Origin of the sequence: Janthinobacterium fluminis (genome assembly GCF_028595325.1) — a bacterium.
In the GTDB taxonomy this organism is placed as follows: Bacteria; Pseudomonadota; Gammaproteobacteria; order Burkholderiales; family Burkholderiaceae_D; genus Janthinobacterium; species Janthinobacterium fluminis.
The window spans coordinates 845,812-860,253 of the sequence record NZ_JAQQXR010000001.1 but is presented as its reverse complement, the minus strand read 5'-3'; the positions used below and the strand labels follow the sequence as shown (position 1 = coordinate 860,253).

General features: G+C 65.4%; 11 protein-coding genes and 1 tRNA gene. 5 read left to right on the top strand and 7 right to left on the bottom strand.

Going from position 1 to position 14,442, the window contains the following annotated elements; all coding sequences use genetic code 11:
* Positions 1-59 precede the first annotated feature (59 nt).
* From tig to OIK44_RS03840, 4 genes are all read right to left on the bottom strand, one after another.
* Complete coding sequence (tig, locus tag OIK44_RS03855; protein WP_273669356.1) at positions 60-1,403, bottom strand: trigger factor; 1,344 nt, start codon at positions 1,401-1,403, stop codon at positions 60-62.
* Positions 1,404-1,939: 536 nt separating this feature from the next.
* Positions 1,940-2,022: transfer RNA gene (locus OIK44_RS03850), tRNA-Leu, on the bottom strand.
* Between the two features lie 178 nt (positions 2,023-2,200).
* Positions 2,201-5,299 (bottom strand): efflux RND transporter permease subunit, encoded by a 3,099-nt coding sequence (locus OIK44_RS03845; RefSeq protein WP_273669355.1) that lies wholly within the window; start codon positions 5,297-5,299, stop codon positions 2,201-2,203.
* Complete coding sequence (locus tag OIK44_RS03840; RefSeq protein ID WP_273669354.1) at positions 5,296-6,432, bottom strand: efflux RND transporter periplasmic adaptor subunit; 1,137 nt, start codon at positions 6,430-6,432, stop codon at positions 5,296-5,298. Before OIK44_RS03840 ends, OIK44_RS03845 begins: the two co-directional genes overlap by 4 nt.
* Before the next feature lie 208 nt (positions 6,433-6,640).
* On the opposite strand from OIK44_RS03840, the gene hpnC reads away from it, so the two are divergent.
* The 5 genes from hpnC (at position 6,641) to OIK44_RS03815 (ending at position 11,600) form a co-directional block, all read left to right on the top strand.
* Positions 6,641-7,480: a squalene synthase HpnC gene (hpnC, locus tag OIK44_RS03835; protein ID WP_273669353.1), complete on the top strand. Its 840-nt coding sequence runs from the start codon at positions 6,641-6,643 to the stop codon at positions 7,478-7,480.
* 54 nt (positions 7,481-7,534) lie between these two features.
* Positions 7,535-8,368, top strand: a complete 834-nt coding sequence (gene hpnD, locus OIK44_RS03830) for a presqualene diphosphate synthase HpnD (RefSeq protein WP_273669352.1) — start codon at positions 7,535-7,537, stop codon at positions 8,366-8,368.
* A complete protein-coding gene (gene hpnE, locus OIK44_RS03825; protein WP_273669351.1) occupies positions 8,361-9,725 on the top strand; it encodes a hydroxysqualene dehydroxylase HpnE in 1,365 nt (454 codons plus the stop codon). Before hpnD ends, hpnE begins: the two co-directional genes overlap by 8 nt.
* 207 nt (positions 9,726-9,932) lie before the next feature.
* A complete protein-coding gene (locus OIK44_RS03820) occupies positions 9,933-10,724 on the top strand; it encodes a DUF1700 domain-containing protein (RefSeq protein ID WP_273669350.1) in 792 nt (263 codons plus the stop codon).
* Between the two features lie 69 nt (positions 10,725-10,793).
* On the top strand, positions 10,794-11,600 hold the full coding sequence (locus tag OIK44_RS03815) for a head GIN domain-containing protein (protein ID WP_273669349.1): 807 nt from the start codon (positions 10,794-10,796) through the stop codon (positions 11,598-11,600).
* On the opposite strand, the gene OIK44_RS03810 is transcribed toward OIK44_RS03815, so the two are convergent.
* From OIK44_RS03810 to OIK44_RS03800, 3 genes are all read right to left on the bottom strand, one after another.
* Positions 11,597-12,838, bottom strand: a complete 1,242-nt coding sequence (locus OIK44_RS03810; RefSeq protein ID WP_273669348.1) for a TIGR03862 family flavoprotein — start codon at positions 12,836-12,838, stop codon at positions 11,597-11,599. The genes OIK44_RS03815 and OIK44_RS03810 overlap by 4 nt on opposite strands.
* A gap of 96 nt (positions 12,839-12,934) precedes the next feature.
* A complete protein-coding gene (gene moaD, locus OIK44_RS03805; protein WP_273669347.1) occupies positions 12,935-13,192 on the bottom strand; it encodes a molybdopterin converting factor subunit 1 in 258 nt (85 codons plus the stop codon).
* Positions 13,193-13,208: 16 nt separating this feature from the next.
* Positions 13,209-14,435, bottom strand: a complete 1,227-nt coding sequence (locus OIK44_RS03800) for a molybdopterin molybdotransferase MoeA (RefSeq protein WP_273669346.1) — start codon at positions 14,433-14,435, stop codon at positions 13,209-13,211.
* Positions 14,436-14,442: the final 7 nt, after the last annotated feature.

Here is a 14,442-nt window from a genome sequence, read left to right as displayed (position 1 = left end):
GGGGGCGGCGCCGGCGGGTTGCCCGGCCGGCGCCGCCCCTGTTGTAAAGGCAAGCTGGTTTACGCTTGTGCGTTGCTTCCCATCAGTTCGTCGAATGCCACCGCTTTCGACGTCACTTTCGACAGGCCCAGCACGTAGTTGACGACGTTTTCTTCCAATACAAGGGCTTCGACTTCACCGAGGCGTTGACGGTCGCTGTAGTAGTACTTCAGCACTTCGCGCGGATCTTCGTAGCTTTGGGCGAAATCTTCGACCTGGGCCTTGACTTGCTCGGCCGTCGCCTGCAGCTTGTTGTCGCCGACCAGTTGCGACAGGATCAGGCCCAGGCGCACGCGGCGCTCGGCTTTTTCAGCGAACAGCTCAGGAGGGAATGGCACGTCCTTGATGTTCATGCCGCGTTGCGCCATGTCCTGGCGGGTCATTTGCGCCAGGCGCTCGGAGTCCTGGGCGATCAGCGATTTCGGCACGTCCAGCTCGGCGACCTTGACCAGCGCGTCCATCACGCTTTCCTTGTTGCGGGCCTTGACGCGGCCAGCCACTTCGCGCTCCAGATTGACTTTGATGTCTTCGCGCATCTTGGCCAGGTCGCCGTCGGCTACGCCCAGCGATTTGGCGAATTCAGCGTCGACTTCCGGCAGGTGCGCCCATTCCAGCTTGACCAGGGTGATCGTGAACGAGGCGGTTTTGCCGGCCACGTCCTTGCCATGGTAGTCCTCAGGGAAGGCCAATGGGAAGGTCTTCGCTTCGCCGACCTTCAAGCCGACGGTTGCCGCTTCGAACTCAGGCAACATGCGGCCTTCGCCCAGCACGAAGGCATAGCCGTCGGCTTTGCCGCCTGGGAACTCGACGCCGTCGATGGAACCGACGAAATCAACGGTGACCTTGTCGCCGTTTTGCGCGCTCAGATCCTTGCCGCCGTCGCCGTGCTCGCCAGCTTCGCCCTTGACGTGGAAGTGCACGCGCTGCTTGCGCAGGATGTCGATGGTCTTGTCGATTTCCGCGTCCGACACTTCGGCCTTGACGGTTTCGATGGCAACGCCGCCCAGGTCGCCGATGACGACTTCCGGATAGACTTCGAAGGTGGCGTCGAACGCCAGCACGCCTTCGGCCGCCGCTTCCTTCGGTTCGATTTTCGGGTAGCCCGCCACGCGCAGATTGTTTTCGTTGGCGGCGTCGTTGAACGCGCGGCCGACTTTGTCATTCAGCACTTCGGTTTCGATTTGATAGCCGTATTGTGCTGCGACCATTTTTAACGGCACTTTGCCCGGACGGAAGCCCGGTGCCTTAGCCGTACGGGCTTGCACTTTCAGGCGCTTCTCAACTTCCGTGCGGACGTCCGTCAGCGGGAAGGAGATCGTGATACGACGTTCGAGTTTGCCCAAGGTTTCGACTGCAGTTGCCATGTAAAAAATCGTCCAAAAAATAAAATACGTTGGTGCGAGGAAGGCGCTGCACAGCCATCGACATTGGATAGCTGTGCAGCGCCCGCTCGCCTATTCATCTGTAACTTGTTGACGGCCAAAGGTCTTATGGCGACGGCTCCCCCGCTTACCGGAGTTTCCCAACCATCATCCAAACAACCCCTCCGACCACAACAACGCAACAGGGCTCCGACCAATCGGCCTTGCCACGAGGAAAAATCGCAGGGCCGACCACAATTCGGTAAAGCGTGGCATTATAGCAAAGGACTTCGCCGACGTGGCCAACATTGCTCACGCGGCGGCATAGCGCGCCACGGGGCAATGCAGGCGGCGGCCGGCAGCCGTCCCGATGCACAGTATATGCGATCCTGGGGCGCGCCCGAACAAGAAAAATGGAAGATCAAACGGCGCCGGCAAAATCGTTGGTTTAATTTATATCAAACCCTTTGGCCGCGCTGCCAATTGGCGTCCGGATCGGGCAAACGCGCCGGCCGAAACGAGAGAAATCCTGCAATTACTGGTGCGGATGGGGAGACTCGAACTCCCAAGCCGAAGCACTGGCTTCTAAGACCAGCGTGTCTACCAATTCCACCACATCCGCCCTACCTACCCCGCGATTTTAGCAAGTCGCGGCCCGCCTGGCTACAGCCGGGGACAGACCACGATTTCCGCGCAATTATTTGCGGAGAATCGGAGCCCGCCTCAAAGTTGCCTTGCGAGAACGCGGCATTCTACTGGATTTTCCAGTGGCGCGCCGCGTTTTTTGAGCATGCCGCCGCTCAGGCCGTCAGCCCCGGTTTGGCGAGCGGTTTCTTGACGCGGAACCAGGCCGCGTACAGGGCCGGCAGGAACAGCAGCGTCAAGGCCGTCGCCAGGATCAGGCCGCCCATGATGGCGACGGCCAGCGGCCCCCAGAACACCGAGCGCGACAGCGGTATCATGGCCAGCGCGGCGGCCGCCGCCGTCAGCACGATGGGGCGGCAGCGCCGCACCGCCGATTCGACGATGGCGTCCCAGGGCTCGGCGCCGCCGGCGATGTCTTGCTCGATCTGGTCGACCAGGATCACCGAGTTGCGGATGATCATGCCGAACAGGGCGATGACGCCGAGATTGGCGACGAAGCCCAACGGCCGCCCCAGCAGCAGCAGGGCCGCCGCCGCGCCGGCCACGCCCAGCGGCCCCGTCAGGAAGACCAGCAGCGCCCGCGAGAAGCTGTGCAACTGCAGCATCAGCAGCGTGAAGATGATGAAGATGGCCAGCGGCAGGTTGGCGGCGATCGACGCCTCCGCCGCGCCGCTGTCGGCCGCCGCGCCCTTGACGGTGATGCGGTAGCCGGAGGGCAGCCTGGCGCGCAAGTCGTCGAGCAGCGGATTCAGCTGGCCCGACACGGTCGGCCCCTGGATGCCGTCGACGACGTCGGACTGCACCGTGATCGCCCATTCGCGCCCCTCGCGCCACACGACGCCCGGCTCCCAGACGAAATGCGCGCGCGCCACCTGGGCGATGGTCACCGACCGGCCGTTGGCGGCGGGGATATTCGTGTCGTTCAGCACGGAAATCGTCGCCCGCTCTTCCAGCGGCTGGCGCACCTGGATGTCGATCAGCTTGTTGTTCTCGCGGAACTGGCCGATGGTGGTGCCGGACAGGATGGTATTGGCCGCCCGCATCACCGTTTGCGAGGTGATGCCGAGGGCGCGCATCTTGTCCTGGTCCAGGTCCAGGCGCAAGACCTTGACGGACTCGTTCCAGTTGTCGTTCACGCCCAGGGTGTTGGGGTTGGCGCGCATGACGTCCTTGACCTCGTCGGCGATCGCGCGCACCTTGGCCACTTCCGTGCCGGTGACGCGGAATTGCACCGGATACGGCACCGGCGGCCCGTTCGGCAGCAGCTTGACGCGGCCGCGCACGGACGGGAAGTCATGCTTGAAGACGGCGACGATCTTATCGCGCAGCGCGGCGCGCGCCTTCAAGTCCTTCGGCAGGATGACGAATTGCGACACATTCGTCTGCGGCAGGATCTGGTCCAGCGGCAGATAGAAGCGCGGGCTGCCCGTGCCGACATAGGCGGTGACGCTGACCACGCCGTCGAGCGTACCCACATAGGCCTCGAATTTCTTCGCCTGGGCTTCCGTGGCGGCGAAGGTCGTGCCTTCCGGCATCCACATCTCGACCATCAGCTCCGGCCGGCTGGAATCGGGGAAGAATTGCTTCTCGATGAACTTGAAGCCGTAGATGCCCAGCGCGAAGACGGCCAGCGTCGCCACGATGGTGGTCTTGCGCCAGTCGACGCACCAGTTGACGACGGCGCGGAAACGGCGGAAGCCGGGCGTGTCGAACAGCTCGTGGTGGCCGTCCGAGTGCGGCTTGACCTTCAGCAGCACGTAACCGATGTAGGGCGTGAAGATGACGGCGACGAACCAGGAAATGATCAGCGCCAGCGCATTCACCGAGAACAGCGAGAAGGTGTATTCGCCGGCGGCCGACTTGGCCAGGCCGATGGGCAGGAAGCCCGCCACGGTGATCAGGGTGCCCGTCAGCATCGGCATCGCCGTCGACGAGTAGGCGAACGTCGCCGCGTCGAAGCGCGAAAAGCCCTCCTCCATCTTGCGCACCATCATTTCGACGGCGATGATGGCGTCGTCGACCAGCAGGCCCAGGGCAATGATCAGCGCCCCCAGCGAAATCTTGTGCAAATCGATGTCGAGCAGGCGCATGAACAGGAAGGTCACGGCCAGCACCAGGGGAATCGTCAGCGCCACCACCAGGCCGGGGCGCACGTCCAGGCGGAAGGGCTTGGTGTGCAGGCCCAGCGCGACAAAGCTGACGGCCAGCACGATCAGAATCGCCTCGATCAGGGTGCGGATGAACTCGCCCACCGAGGCCGTCACGGCCTCGGGCTGGTTCGACACGCGCTGCAGCTCTATGCCGACGGGCAACTGGCTTTTCAGGCGCGCCACGGTCTTTTCCATGTGCTTGCCCATGACGATGATGTTGCCGCCCTTCTCCATCGACACGCCCAGGCCGATCACTTCCTTGCCGTTGAAGCGCATCTTGTCCTGCGGCGGGTCGCGGTACTCGCGCTTGACGGTGGCGAAGTCGCCGAGCCGGAAGGTGGTGCCGTTGGCGCGCAGCTCCAGGTCTTCCAGGTCTTTCACGGATTTCAGCGCGCCCGTCACCCGCACCTGCAGATTGTCGGTCGGCGTCACCAGCACGCCCGTCGATTCGATCGAGTTCTGCGTGGCGATCTGGTTGACGATGGCCTCGAACGGAATACCGAGCTGGGCGAATTTCTTGTGCGAAAACTCGATATTGACCTTCTCGTCCTGGACGCCGAACAACTCGACCTTCGACACCAGCGGCACGTTCAGCAGCTGCTGGCGCACCAGGTCGGCGTAATCCTTCATCTCGGCATAGCTGAAACCGTCGCCGGACAGCGCGAAAATCGAGCCGTAGGTGTCGCCGAACTCGTCGTTGAAGAAGGGGCCGACGACGCCGGGCGGCAGCGTGCCGCGGATGTCGCCTATCTTCTTGCGCACCTGATACCAGGCGGCGGCCGTCTCTTTCGGCGGCGCCGATTCGCGCAGCTTGAGCATGATGAGCGTCTCGCCCGGCTTGGAATAACTGGTAATTTCGTCGATATACGGCGTTTCCTGCAGCTTCTTCTCCAGCTTGTCGGTAACCTGGTCGGCCATCTGCAGCGCCGTCGCGCCCGGCCAGTTGGCTTTCACGACCATCATGCGGAAGGTGAATGGCGGATCTTCGTCCTGGCCGAGATTGGAATAACTGAGCATGCCGCCGATCAGGAACACGGCGATCAGGTAGCGCGTCAGCGGAATGTGTTCGAGCGCCCAGCGCGACAGATTGAAGCCGCCCTTCATTTCGGCGCCCCGGCGGCGGCAGGCTTGGCCTTGACCGTCAAGTCCTCGCCGAGGATGGTGACTTTCTGGCCCGGCTTGAGCAGATTGACGCCGGCCGTGACGACGCTCTGGCCGGCCTTGACTCCGCTGCTCAGCAACAAATCGTTGCCGGCCGCGCCGCCGATGGTGACGGGGACCAGCTTGACGGCGCCGTTTTCGACGACCCATACGGAGCTGGACGATTTTTCGTAGAACAGCGCCGTCAGCGGCACCTTGATCTGCGGCACCGCCGTCTTCGACGCGAACTGCACGACGGCCGTCATGCCCAGGCGCGCCTCCTTCAGGCTTTCGGGGATCGTCACCTTGACTGTATACGTGCGGGTGGCCGGATCGGCCATCGGCGAAATTTCGCGTATCTTGCCGGGCACGACGTCGGCCGGGTTGGCCCACAGGCGCACGCGGACGTCGGCGATGCGCCGCAGCGTCTCGACCTTGTCCTCGGGAATGCCGATGACGACCTCTTTTTCACCGGACTTGGCGACCCGCACCACCGGCGCGCCCGGCGCCACGACCTGCCCCACTTCCGCATCCACCGCCGTGACGACGCCGTCGATGTCCGACACCAGGCTGGCATAGCCGGCCTGGTTGGCCTGGCCGCGGTAACTGGCCTGGGTGGCGTCGACGCTGGCCTGGGCCGCCTTGAAGGCCGACTCCTTGGTGTCGAGCACGGCCTGGCTGACGAAATTCTTTTCGCGCAACTCCTGGTAGCGCTTCAATTCGGCGCGGGCCAGGTCGCGGCTCGTTTCCGCGCCGCGCAGGCTGGCCAGCGCCTGCGCCTGGGCCAGTTGCAAATCCTGCGGGTCCAGTTGCATCAGCACCTGGCCCTGCCGGACGACGGCGCCGGCATCGACCTTGCGCGCGACGATCTTGCCGCCGACGCGGAAGCCCAGGCGCGACTCGACGCGGGCCCTGACTTCGCCGGAAAATTCGGCGTTGACGTCAACATTGTCGCTGGCCAGCACCAGCACCCGCACCGGGCGGATGTCGGCGGTTTTTTCGACGGGTTTCGAGCAGCCGCTCAGTAAAACGGCGCCGGCGAGCAGCGAGGCAAGCGGTACGGGGGCAAATTGACGCAGGGATTTCAGGGCATACACGGTGTTTTCCTTTACTATGCGGACTGTTCGATTTATGCAAGGCAACATTAAAATAGTGCCAAACATGTAAACTCAGGAACGATGACAATATCAAGATGTTACTATTCTTACGGACCGTGCAGTAAATGACTTTCCGTTAAGTAATTATAGACGCGTCGGAAATGTTTGCAAATGACTTTTGCGTCATTAATTTAAATAAGTGCTTTTCATGCCAGTAGACCATTACGAAAATTTCCCTGTTGCCTCGGCTTTGTTGCCGAAACGCTTAGTTCCCGCCGTCGAAGCCATCTATGCCTTCGCCCGCAGCGCCGACGACCTCGCCGACGAGGGCGACGCCAGCCCGGAGCAGCGCCTGGCCGCGCTGGAGGTGTATGCCCGGGCGCTGGACGGCATCCACCGCAAGGAAGTCCAGAGCGACCCGATGTTCGCGCGGCTGGCCAAGGTCGTCGAGCAATACGAGTTGCCGCTGAAACCGTTCTACGACCTGCTGTCCGCCTTCAAGCAGGACGTCACCGTGACCCGCTACGCCAGCTACGACGAGCTGCTCGACTATTGCCGGCGCTCGGCCAACCCGGTCGGCGTCTTGATGTTAACGTTATATCAAGCTGTCGATGAAGACAATGTACGCGATTCCGACGCGATCTGCTCGGCGCTGCAGTTAATTAACTTTTTGCAAGATGTGGCAATTGACCAACAAAAAGAGCGGATTTACCTGCCGCTGGAAGACCTGAGCCGCTTCGCCGTGTCGCCGGCCGCCTTCGAGCGTGTCGAGGCGCACGGCAAATGGAGCGCGCTGATGCGTTTCGAGGTGGCGCGCGCGCGCGCCCTGCTGCTCGGCGGCGCGCCGCTGGCCCTGCGCCTGCGCGGGCGCATCGGCTGGGAATTGCGGCTGGTGGTCCAGGGCGGCCTGCGCATTCTGGAGGCCATCGAGGCCGTCAACTACGACGTCTTCCGGCGCCGTCCGAAACTGCAAAAGCGCGACTGGCTGCTGATTTGCTGGCGGGCGCTGCGCATGAAGCGCGAAAAACGCGTTTTGGCGCCTTCCTAGACGGCGCCAGGCTATAGAATAGCGGCTTCGAACAGTAACCATGCACTTTTGACTATGTCTCCCGACGAATACTGCCAACAAAAAGCCGCCCAGAGCGGCTCTAGTTTCTACTACAGCTTCCTGTTCCTGCCGCCGGAACGGCGCCGCGCGATCACCGCGCTGTACGCGTTTTGCCGCGAGGTCGACGACACCGTCGACGAATGCACCGATGAGGCGGTGGCGCGCACCAAGCTGGTCTGGTGGCGCAAGGAAGTGCGGGCCATGTTCGAGGGCGAGCCGACGCATCCGGTGATGCGCGCGCTGCAAGTCCACCTGTCCGTCTACCAATTGGAAGAGAAATACCTGCAGGCCATCATCGACGGCATGGAAATGGATCTGAACCAGACCCGCTACCTCGACTACCCGGCGATGACGCGCTACTGCTGGCACGTGGCCAGCGTCGTCGGCATCCTGTCGGCCAGCATTTTCGGCGCGACCAGGCCGGAAACGCTGCTGTATGCGGAAAAGCTGGGGCACGCCTTCCAGTTGACCAACATCATCCGCGACGTCGGCGAAGACGCCCGCAAGGGCCGCATCTATCTGCCCATCAACGAATTGCAGCAGTTCAATGTGACGGCGGCCGACCTGCTGAACGCCCGCCACAGCGAGAACTTTGAAAACCTGATGCGTTTCCAGGTTGCCCGCGCGCAGAAAGCCTATGACGAGGCGTTCGCGCTGCTGCCGGCCGAAGACCGCCGCGCCCAGCGTCCGGGCCTGATCATGGCCGCCATCTACCGCACCTTGCTGAGCGAAGTCGAGCGCGACGGCTACCATGTGCTCAAGCAACGTATTTCCCTGACACCCATCCGCAAGCTGTGGCTGGCGTGGAAGACCTACGTACGTGGCTAAAAGCAAGCGCGCGGCGCGGGCGCTGCAGATCGCCGTCGTCGGCGGCGGCTGGGCCGGTTGCGCCGCCGCCGTCGAACTGGCGCGGGCCGGCCACGGCGTCACGCTGTTCGAAGCGTCGCGCACGCTGGGCGGCCGGGCGCGCCGGGTCGCGCTGGACGCCGGCGTGCTCGACAACGGCCAGCACATCCTGCTGGGCGCCTACAGCGAAACGCTGCGCCTGCTGAAACTGGTCGGCGTCGAGCCGCGGCGGGCGCTGCTGAACCTGCCCTTGCAAATGCGCTACCCGCCCGGCTCGGGCGGCATGGACTTCGTCGCGCCGCGCTGGCCGGCGCCGCTGCACCTGGCGGCCGCGCTGCTGCGCGCCAAGGGGCTGGCGCGGGCCGACAAACTGGCGCTGGCGCGCTTTTCCAGCACGGCGCGCTGGATGGGCTGGCAGTTGCACCAGGACTGCAGCGTCAGCGAATTGCTGGAACGCTATGACCAGACGGCCCGCCTGAACCAGTTGATGTGGCGCCCGCTGTGCCTGGCGGCCCTGAACACCCCGCCCGAGCGCGCCTCCGCCCAGGTCTTCCTCAGCGTGCTGCGCGACAGCCTGGGCGCAAAACGGGCCGCCTCCGACATGCTGTTGCCGAAAGTCGACCTGAGCGCCCTCTTTCCGGACGCCGCCGCCGCCTTCGCCGTCCGCCACGGCGCTAGCGTCCTCACCGGCGCCACCGTCACCGGCCTGCGGCAACTGGACGGCGGCCGCTGGCAAGTCGAGGCGCGCGGCGAGGCCGCCGGCGGCGCCTTCGACGGCGTCGTCCTGGCGAGTCCGGCCGCGCACGCGGCGCAAGTGCTGGAGAACCTGCAAGATCCGGCAACGTCGTCCATTGCCACCCAACTACAGGCATTCGAAACCGAGGCGATCAGTACTTGCTATCTGCAATACGCGCCCGGGCTGCGCCTGGAGCAAGCATTCTTCGCCCTGGTCGACGCGCCGGCGGCCGGCCACTGGGGCCAGTTCGTCTTCGACCGGGGCCAGCTCGACGCCACCCAGCCGGGGCTGCTGGCCGTCGTCGTCAGCGCTTCCGGCGCCGCCGCGGCGCAGGGCCAGACGGCGCTGGCCGAGGCGATTGCCCGGCAACTGGCCGAGGTGTTCCGCCGCCCCGAACTGGCCTCGCCGGCATGGAGCCGCTTGATCACCGACAAGCGCGCCACCTTCGCCTGCACGCCGGGACTGTCACGGCCCGGCAATGCGACCGGCCTGCCCGGCCTGACGCTGGCCGGCGACTACACGGCCAGCGACTACCCGGCCACCATCGAGGCGGCGGTGCGCAGCGGCGTGCTGGCCGCCGCGGACTATGGCGCGGCCCCATAAGCGCGCCGTATATCCCCCGAGGGCGTCGCCTGCGCCGCGAATAACGCAGCCTGTCGCACGACGCTCGCGCCGGACGCGGCGTTTGCCTACAGTAACACCATCGGCAATGAACTATTTAGAAGGACAAGATATCGGACCGGCGGACCGGCTCGGCCCGCGCGCCGACGCCGCCAGCGTAGTTGGCGCACTGGAATCTGTGAACACATCATGAGCAAACTGGAATTTATCGACGCGCTCAGGCGCGCGCTGGCAGGCTTGCCGCCGGAAACGGTCGCCAAGACGCTGGCCTACTATGAGCAGCGCTACATCGACGGCCTGGCGGCCGGCCGCAGCGAGCGCGAGATCGGCGACGACCTGGGCGAGCCGAAGAAAATCGCCTTGACCCTGCGCGCCAACAGCCATCTGAGCGCCTTCGAGCTGAAGCGCAATCCCGCCAATCTGCTGCGCATGCTGGTGTCCGCGCTCGGCCTGGGCATTTTCAATCTATTCATGGTGGTGCCGGCGATGGTGTATGCGGCGCTGCTGGGGGCCGTCTATGTGGCGGCGCTGACGTTTTACATCGGCGGCATCGCCATCACGGCCGGCGGCCTGGCGGGCGCCAACGAGCTGGTGCTGGACGGGCCGCTGCGCCACCTTTTCGTCAACGGCAACAACGGCGGCGACGGCGCGCCGATGCAAACCCGCATCGCCATCGGCGAGTCGATCATCCAGATCTACCAGGAACCGGCCGCCGGCAATACGGCGGACCAGGCCGACGGCGAGACGGCCGCGGCGTCGACCTCGCAAGTGATCAAGCGGGCCGAGGCGTTTGCCCTCGGCGGCCTGCATGTATCGACCGACCAGGACCGCGACTCGCGCAGCACCCAAACGATGTTCGGCATGGCGATGCTGCTGTTCGGCATCGCGCTCTTCCTGATCAGCCTGACGGCGACGCGATACACCCTGCTCGGCATCAAACGGTATATCGAGATGAACTTCACCCTGCTGAAGGGACGCTAACTATCGGCGCGAACGCGCCAATAATTGGCATTAACAGGCGGCGCAAGCGCCCGTAAAAGAAAGAATCGAATGCGAACACTCATCAAAGTCGGCATCAGCCTGTTGTTGCTGGCCTTCGCGCTGATCGGCGTATCCTACAGCGTGCTGCGGCCGCAGGGCGGATTCAATCCAGGCAGCGGCGCGGGCCGAACCGTGCGCACCGACGTGCGCGCGCTTGGCAAGAACATCACGGGCGTGGAATTGCTCGGCCCGATCAATCTGAACCTCAGCCGCGGCACGACGGCCTCCCTGTCGGTGCGCGGCGAGCAGCGCCTGCTGGCCAATATTGAAACCAGCGAAAGCGGCGGCGTTCTGCACATCGGCCCGAAGGGAATGCTGTTGCACCACCGGCAACCGCTGCAAGTGGAACTGGTGCTGCCGATGCTGCAGCAACTGGAGGTGCGCGGCAGCGGCGACAGCACGGTGAACGGCTTTAGCGGCGAGCGCTTCGTGCTGCGCGTGCATGGCAGCGGCGACGTCACCGTCAACGGCCGCTTCAAGCATGTGGAGGCGAACATCACCGGCAGCGGCGACCTGAGCCTGAACACCGGCAACAGCAACAGCGTGGCGCTGAACTTGATCGGCGTGGGCGGCATCACGGCCACCGGCAGCAGCAAACTGTTGCGCGCGGAACTGAGCGGTTCGGGCAAGCTCGACGCCGAGCACCTGGCGGCCGACCGGGTCGAGGTCATGCTGCAGGGCGCCGGCGAAGCGCGCGTCTTCGCCAAGGAGGCGGCCGACGTGACCTTGCATGGCACCGGCAACATCAACGTCCAGGGCCATCCGGGCCAGCGCAAGTCGAACAGCACCGGCACCGGCGAGATCAACTGGGATTAGGCGGCGCCCGCCAGCCAGGCCAGTGCGCCGGCGCCGGCCGCGCGGCCGCTGGCCAGGCAAGCCGTCAGCAGATAGCCGCCCGTCGGCGCTTCCCAGTCGAGCATCTCGCCGGCGGCAAAGACGCCGGGCATGGCTTTGAGCATCAACGCGTCGAGGCCGTCGAAGCGCACCCCGCCGGCACTGCTGATGGCCTCGTCGATCGGACGGGGCCGCAGCAAGCGCAGCGGCAACATCTTGACCGCCTCGGCCAGGGCCGCCGGATCGGCGAAGGCTTGCGCGCCCAGGCATTCGCGCAACAGACCCGACTTCACGCCCTTGATGCCGAGCCGGCTTTGCAGGTGGCTGGACAGCGAGCGGGCGCCGCGCGGGCGGTCAAGCTCGTCGGCGACGCGCTCCCGGCTCCAGTCCGGCAGCAGGTCGAGATGGATCAGCGCGCTGCCGTCGGCGGCGATCTGCTCGCGCAGCGCGGCCGACAGGGCGTAGATCAGGCTGCCCTCGACGCCGCCGGCCGTGACGACGAACTGGCCCTGCTTGCGCAGCGTCTGGCCGTCGGCGCCCTTGGACGTGATGGCAACGGTGGTCAGCGGGTGGCCGGCGTAGCGGCTGCTGAAATGTTCGCTCCAGCCCGTGTCGAAACCGCAGTTGGCCGGCTGCAGGGGCGCAACCGCGACGCCCCGGTCCCGCAGCAGCGGCACCCAGGCGCCGTCCGAGCCCAGGCGCGCCCAGCTGGCGCCGCCCAGCGCCAGAATCACGGCGTCCGCCGGCGCCGAGCGCTCGCCGTCCGCCGTGGCGAACAGCAAATCGCGGCCGCGCCAGCCGGTCCAGCGGTGGCGCATGTGGAAGGCCACGCCGCTCTCGCGCAGCCGGTGCAGCCAGGCACGCAGCAGCGGCGCCGCCTTCATATCCGTCGGGAACACCCGGCCGGAGCTGCCGACGAAGGTGTCCACGCCCAGGCCATGGACCCAGGCGCGCACGCTGTCCGGGCCGAAGGCGTCCAGCATGGGCCGCAACGATGCGCCCTGCTTGCCGTAGCGCGTGACAAATTCCTCGTAAGGCTCGGCGTGGGTGATATTCATGCCGCCCCGCCCCGCCAGCAGGAATTTGCGGCCGACCGAGGGCATGGCGTCGTAGACGTCGACGCGGGCGCCGCCCGCCGCCAGGGTTTGCGCCGCCATCAGGCCGGCCGGACCGCCGCCGATGACGGCGACGCGAGGGGTGTTGTTGGTGCTAAAAGGCATTGATACGGCTCAGTCTACGTGGAAGTCCCGGCATTTTAGTGCAAACGCGCCCGGAAACGGGTATTTACTGAGCGTATCGCCGCCGGACGGCGACGCTCAGCCGCCCGTCACCGGCGGGAAAAACGCCACTTCGCAGGGGTCCGTCAGCGGCGTGTCGGCATTGCACATGATCTGGTTGCAAGCCATGCGCAGCGAGCGGCCTTCGGCCAGGGCTTCGGCCCAGACGCCGCCGCGGGCGATCAACAAGGCGCGCAACTCGCCGACCGTGTGCAAATGCGCCGGCAAGGCCAACGTTTCCTGGGATGTGCCGAGAGTCTCGCGCACGCTGGCAAAAAACCGCAGCGTTATATTCATAGTGTGTTTGGCTTACTTAATGGAGCAATTCGCTAAAGGGGATGAAGCGGACGCTGTCGCCCGCTTGTATGGTCTGTCCGGGCGGGTTGTCGACGACGCCGTCGCCCCAGACGGTCGAGGTCAGCACGCCCGAGCTTTGATTGGGGAACAGGTCGAGGCCGCCGTTGGCGTTGATGCGGGCGCGCAAGAATTCATGGCGGCGGTCCGCCTTCGGCCAGCTGAAGTCGGCGCGCATGGCGTAGCTCTTGGGCGCCAGCGCGGCGGGGTCCGCAACGCCCTGCAAACGCAGAATGAAGGGCCGCACGAACATCAGGAAAGTAATGAAGCTCGACACGGGATTGCCGGGCAAGCCCAGGAAGAAAGCCTTGCCGACCTCGCCGAAGGCCAGCGGCTTGCCCGGCTTCATGGCGATTTGCCACATCGTCAGGCGCCCTTCCGCCTCGACCGCCGGCTTGACGTGGTCTTCCTCGCCGACGGAAACGCCGCCCGAGGTGATGATCAGGTCGTGCGCCTCGGCGGCCGCGCGCAGCACGGTGCGGGTGGCGTCCAGCGCATCAGGCACGATGCCATAGTCGCTGATCTCGCAGCCCAGGTTCTCCAGCAAGGCGCGCAGGGTGAAGCGGTTGGAATTGTAGATGGCGCCCGGCGCCAGCGGCTGGCCCGGCATGGCCAGCTCGTCGCCGGTGAAAAAGACCGCCACGCGCAATTTGCGCCACACCGGCAACTCGGCCAGGCCGACGGAGGCCGCCAGCCCCAGCTCCTGGCCGCGCAGGCGCGTGCCGGCGGGCAAGATCACGCTGCCCTCGCGGATATCCTCGCCGGCGCGGCGTATCCAGTCGCCGGCCGCCGGCGCGTGGCGCAGCGTCACGACGCCGTCGGCCAGCTCGCACTGCTCCTGCATGACGACGGCGTCGGCGCCGACGGGAATCAGCGCGCCGGTGAAGATGCGCGCCGCCGTGCCCGGCTGCAAAGCCGCGCCGACGTGGCCGGCGGGAATCCGCTGCGACACCGGCAAGCGGGCCGCGCCGCCGGCGCAATCGGCCGCGCGCACCGCGTAGCCGTCCATTTGCGTGTTGTCCTGGGCCGGCACATTCATCGTCGACGTCTGCGCCCGCGCCAGCACGCGGCCGTTCGCCGCCAGCGTCGCCACACTGTCGAGCTCGGCGACGGGACGCGCCGCGCTCAGCAGGAAGTCCAGCGCCTCCCGCACCGCCAGCATCGGTTTTGGTTTATATTCGCTCATTTGCCTC

Excerpts from the sequence above, each read along its gene's own strand:
- tig (WP_273669356.1), bottom strand. The coding sequence starts at position 1,403 with ATGGCAACTGCAGTCGAAACCTTGGGCAAACTCGAACGTCGTATCACG.
- OIK44_RS03845 (WP_273669355.1), bottom strand. The coding sequence starts at position 5,299 with ATGAAGGGCGGCTTCAATCTGTCGCGCTGGGCGCTCGAACACATTCCG.
- hpnC (WP_273669353.1), top strand. The coding sequence starts at position 6,641 with ATGCCAGTAGACCATTACGAAAATTTCCCTGTTGCCTCGGCTTTGTTG.
- hpnD (WP_273669352.1), top strand. The coding sequence starts at position 7,535 with ATGTCTCCCGACGAATACTGCCAACAAAAAGCCGCCCAGAGCGGCTCT.
- OIK44_RS03820 (WP_273669350.1), top strand. The coding sequence starts at position 9,933 with ATGAGCAAACTGGAATTTATCGACGCGCTCAGGCGCGCGCTGGCAGGC.
- OIK44_RS03815 (WP_273669349.1), top strand. The coding sequence starts at position 10,794 with ATGCGAACACTCATCAAAGTCGGCATCAGCCTGTTGTTGCTGGCCTTC.
- OIK44_RS03810 (WP_273669348.1), bottom strand. The coding sequence starts at position 12,838 with ATGCCTTTTAGCACCAACAACACCCCTCGCGTCGCCGTCATCGGCGGC.
- moaD (WP_273669347.1), bottom strand. The coding sequence starts at position 13,192 with ATGAATATAACGCTGCGGTTTTTTGCCAGCGTGCGCGAGACTCTCGGC.
- OIK44_RS03800 (WP_273669346.1), bottom strand. The coding sequence starts at position 14,435 with ATGAGCGAATATAAACCAAAACCGATGCTGGCGGTGCGGGAGGCGCTG.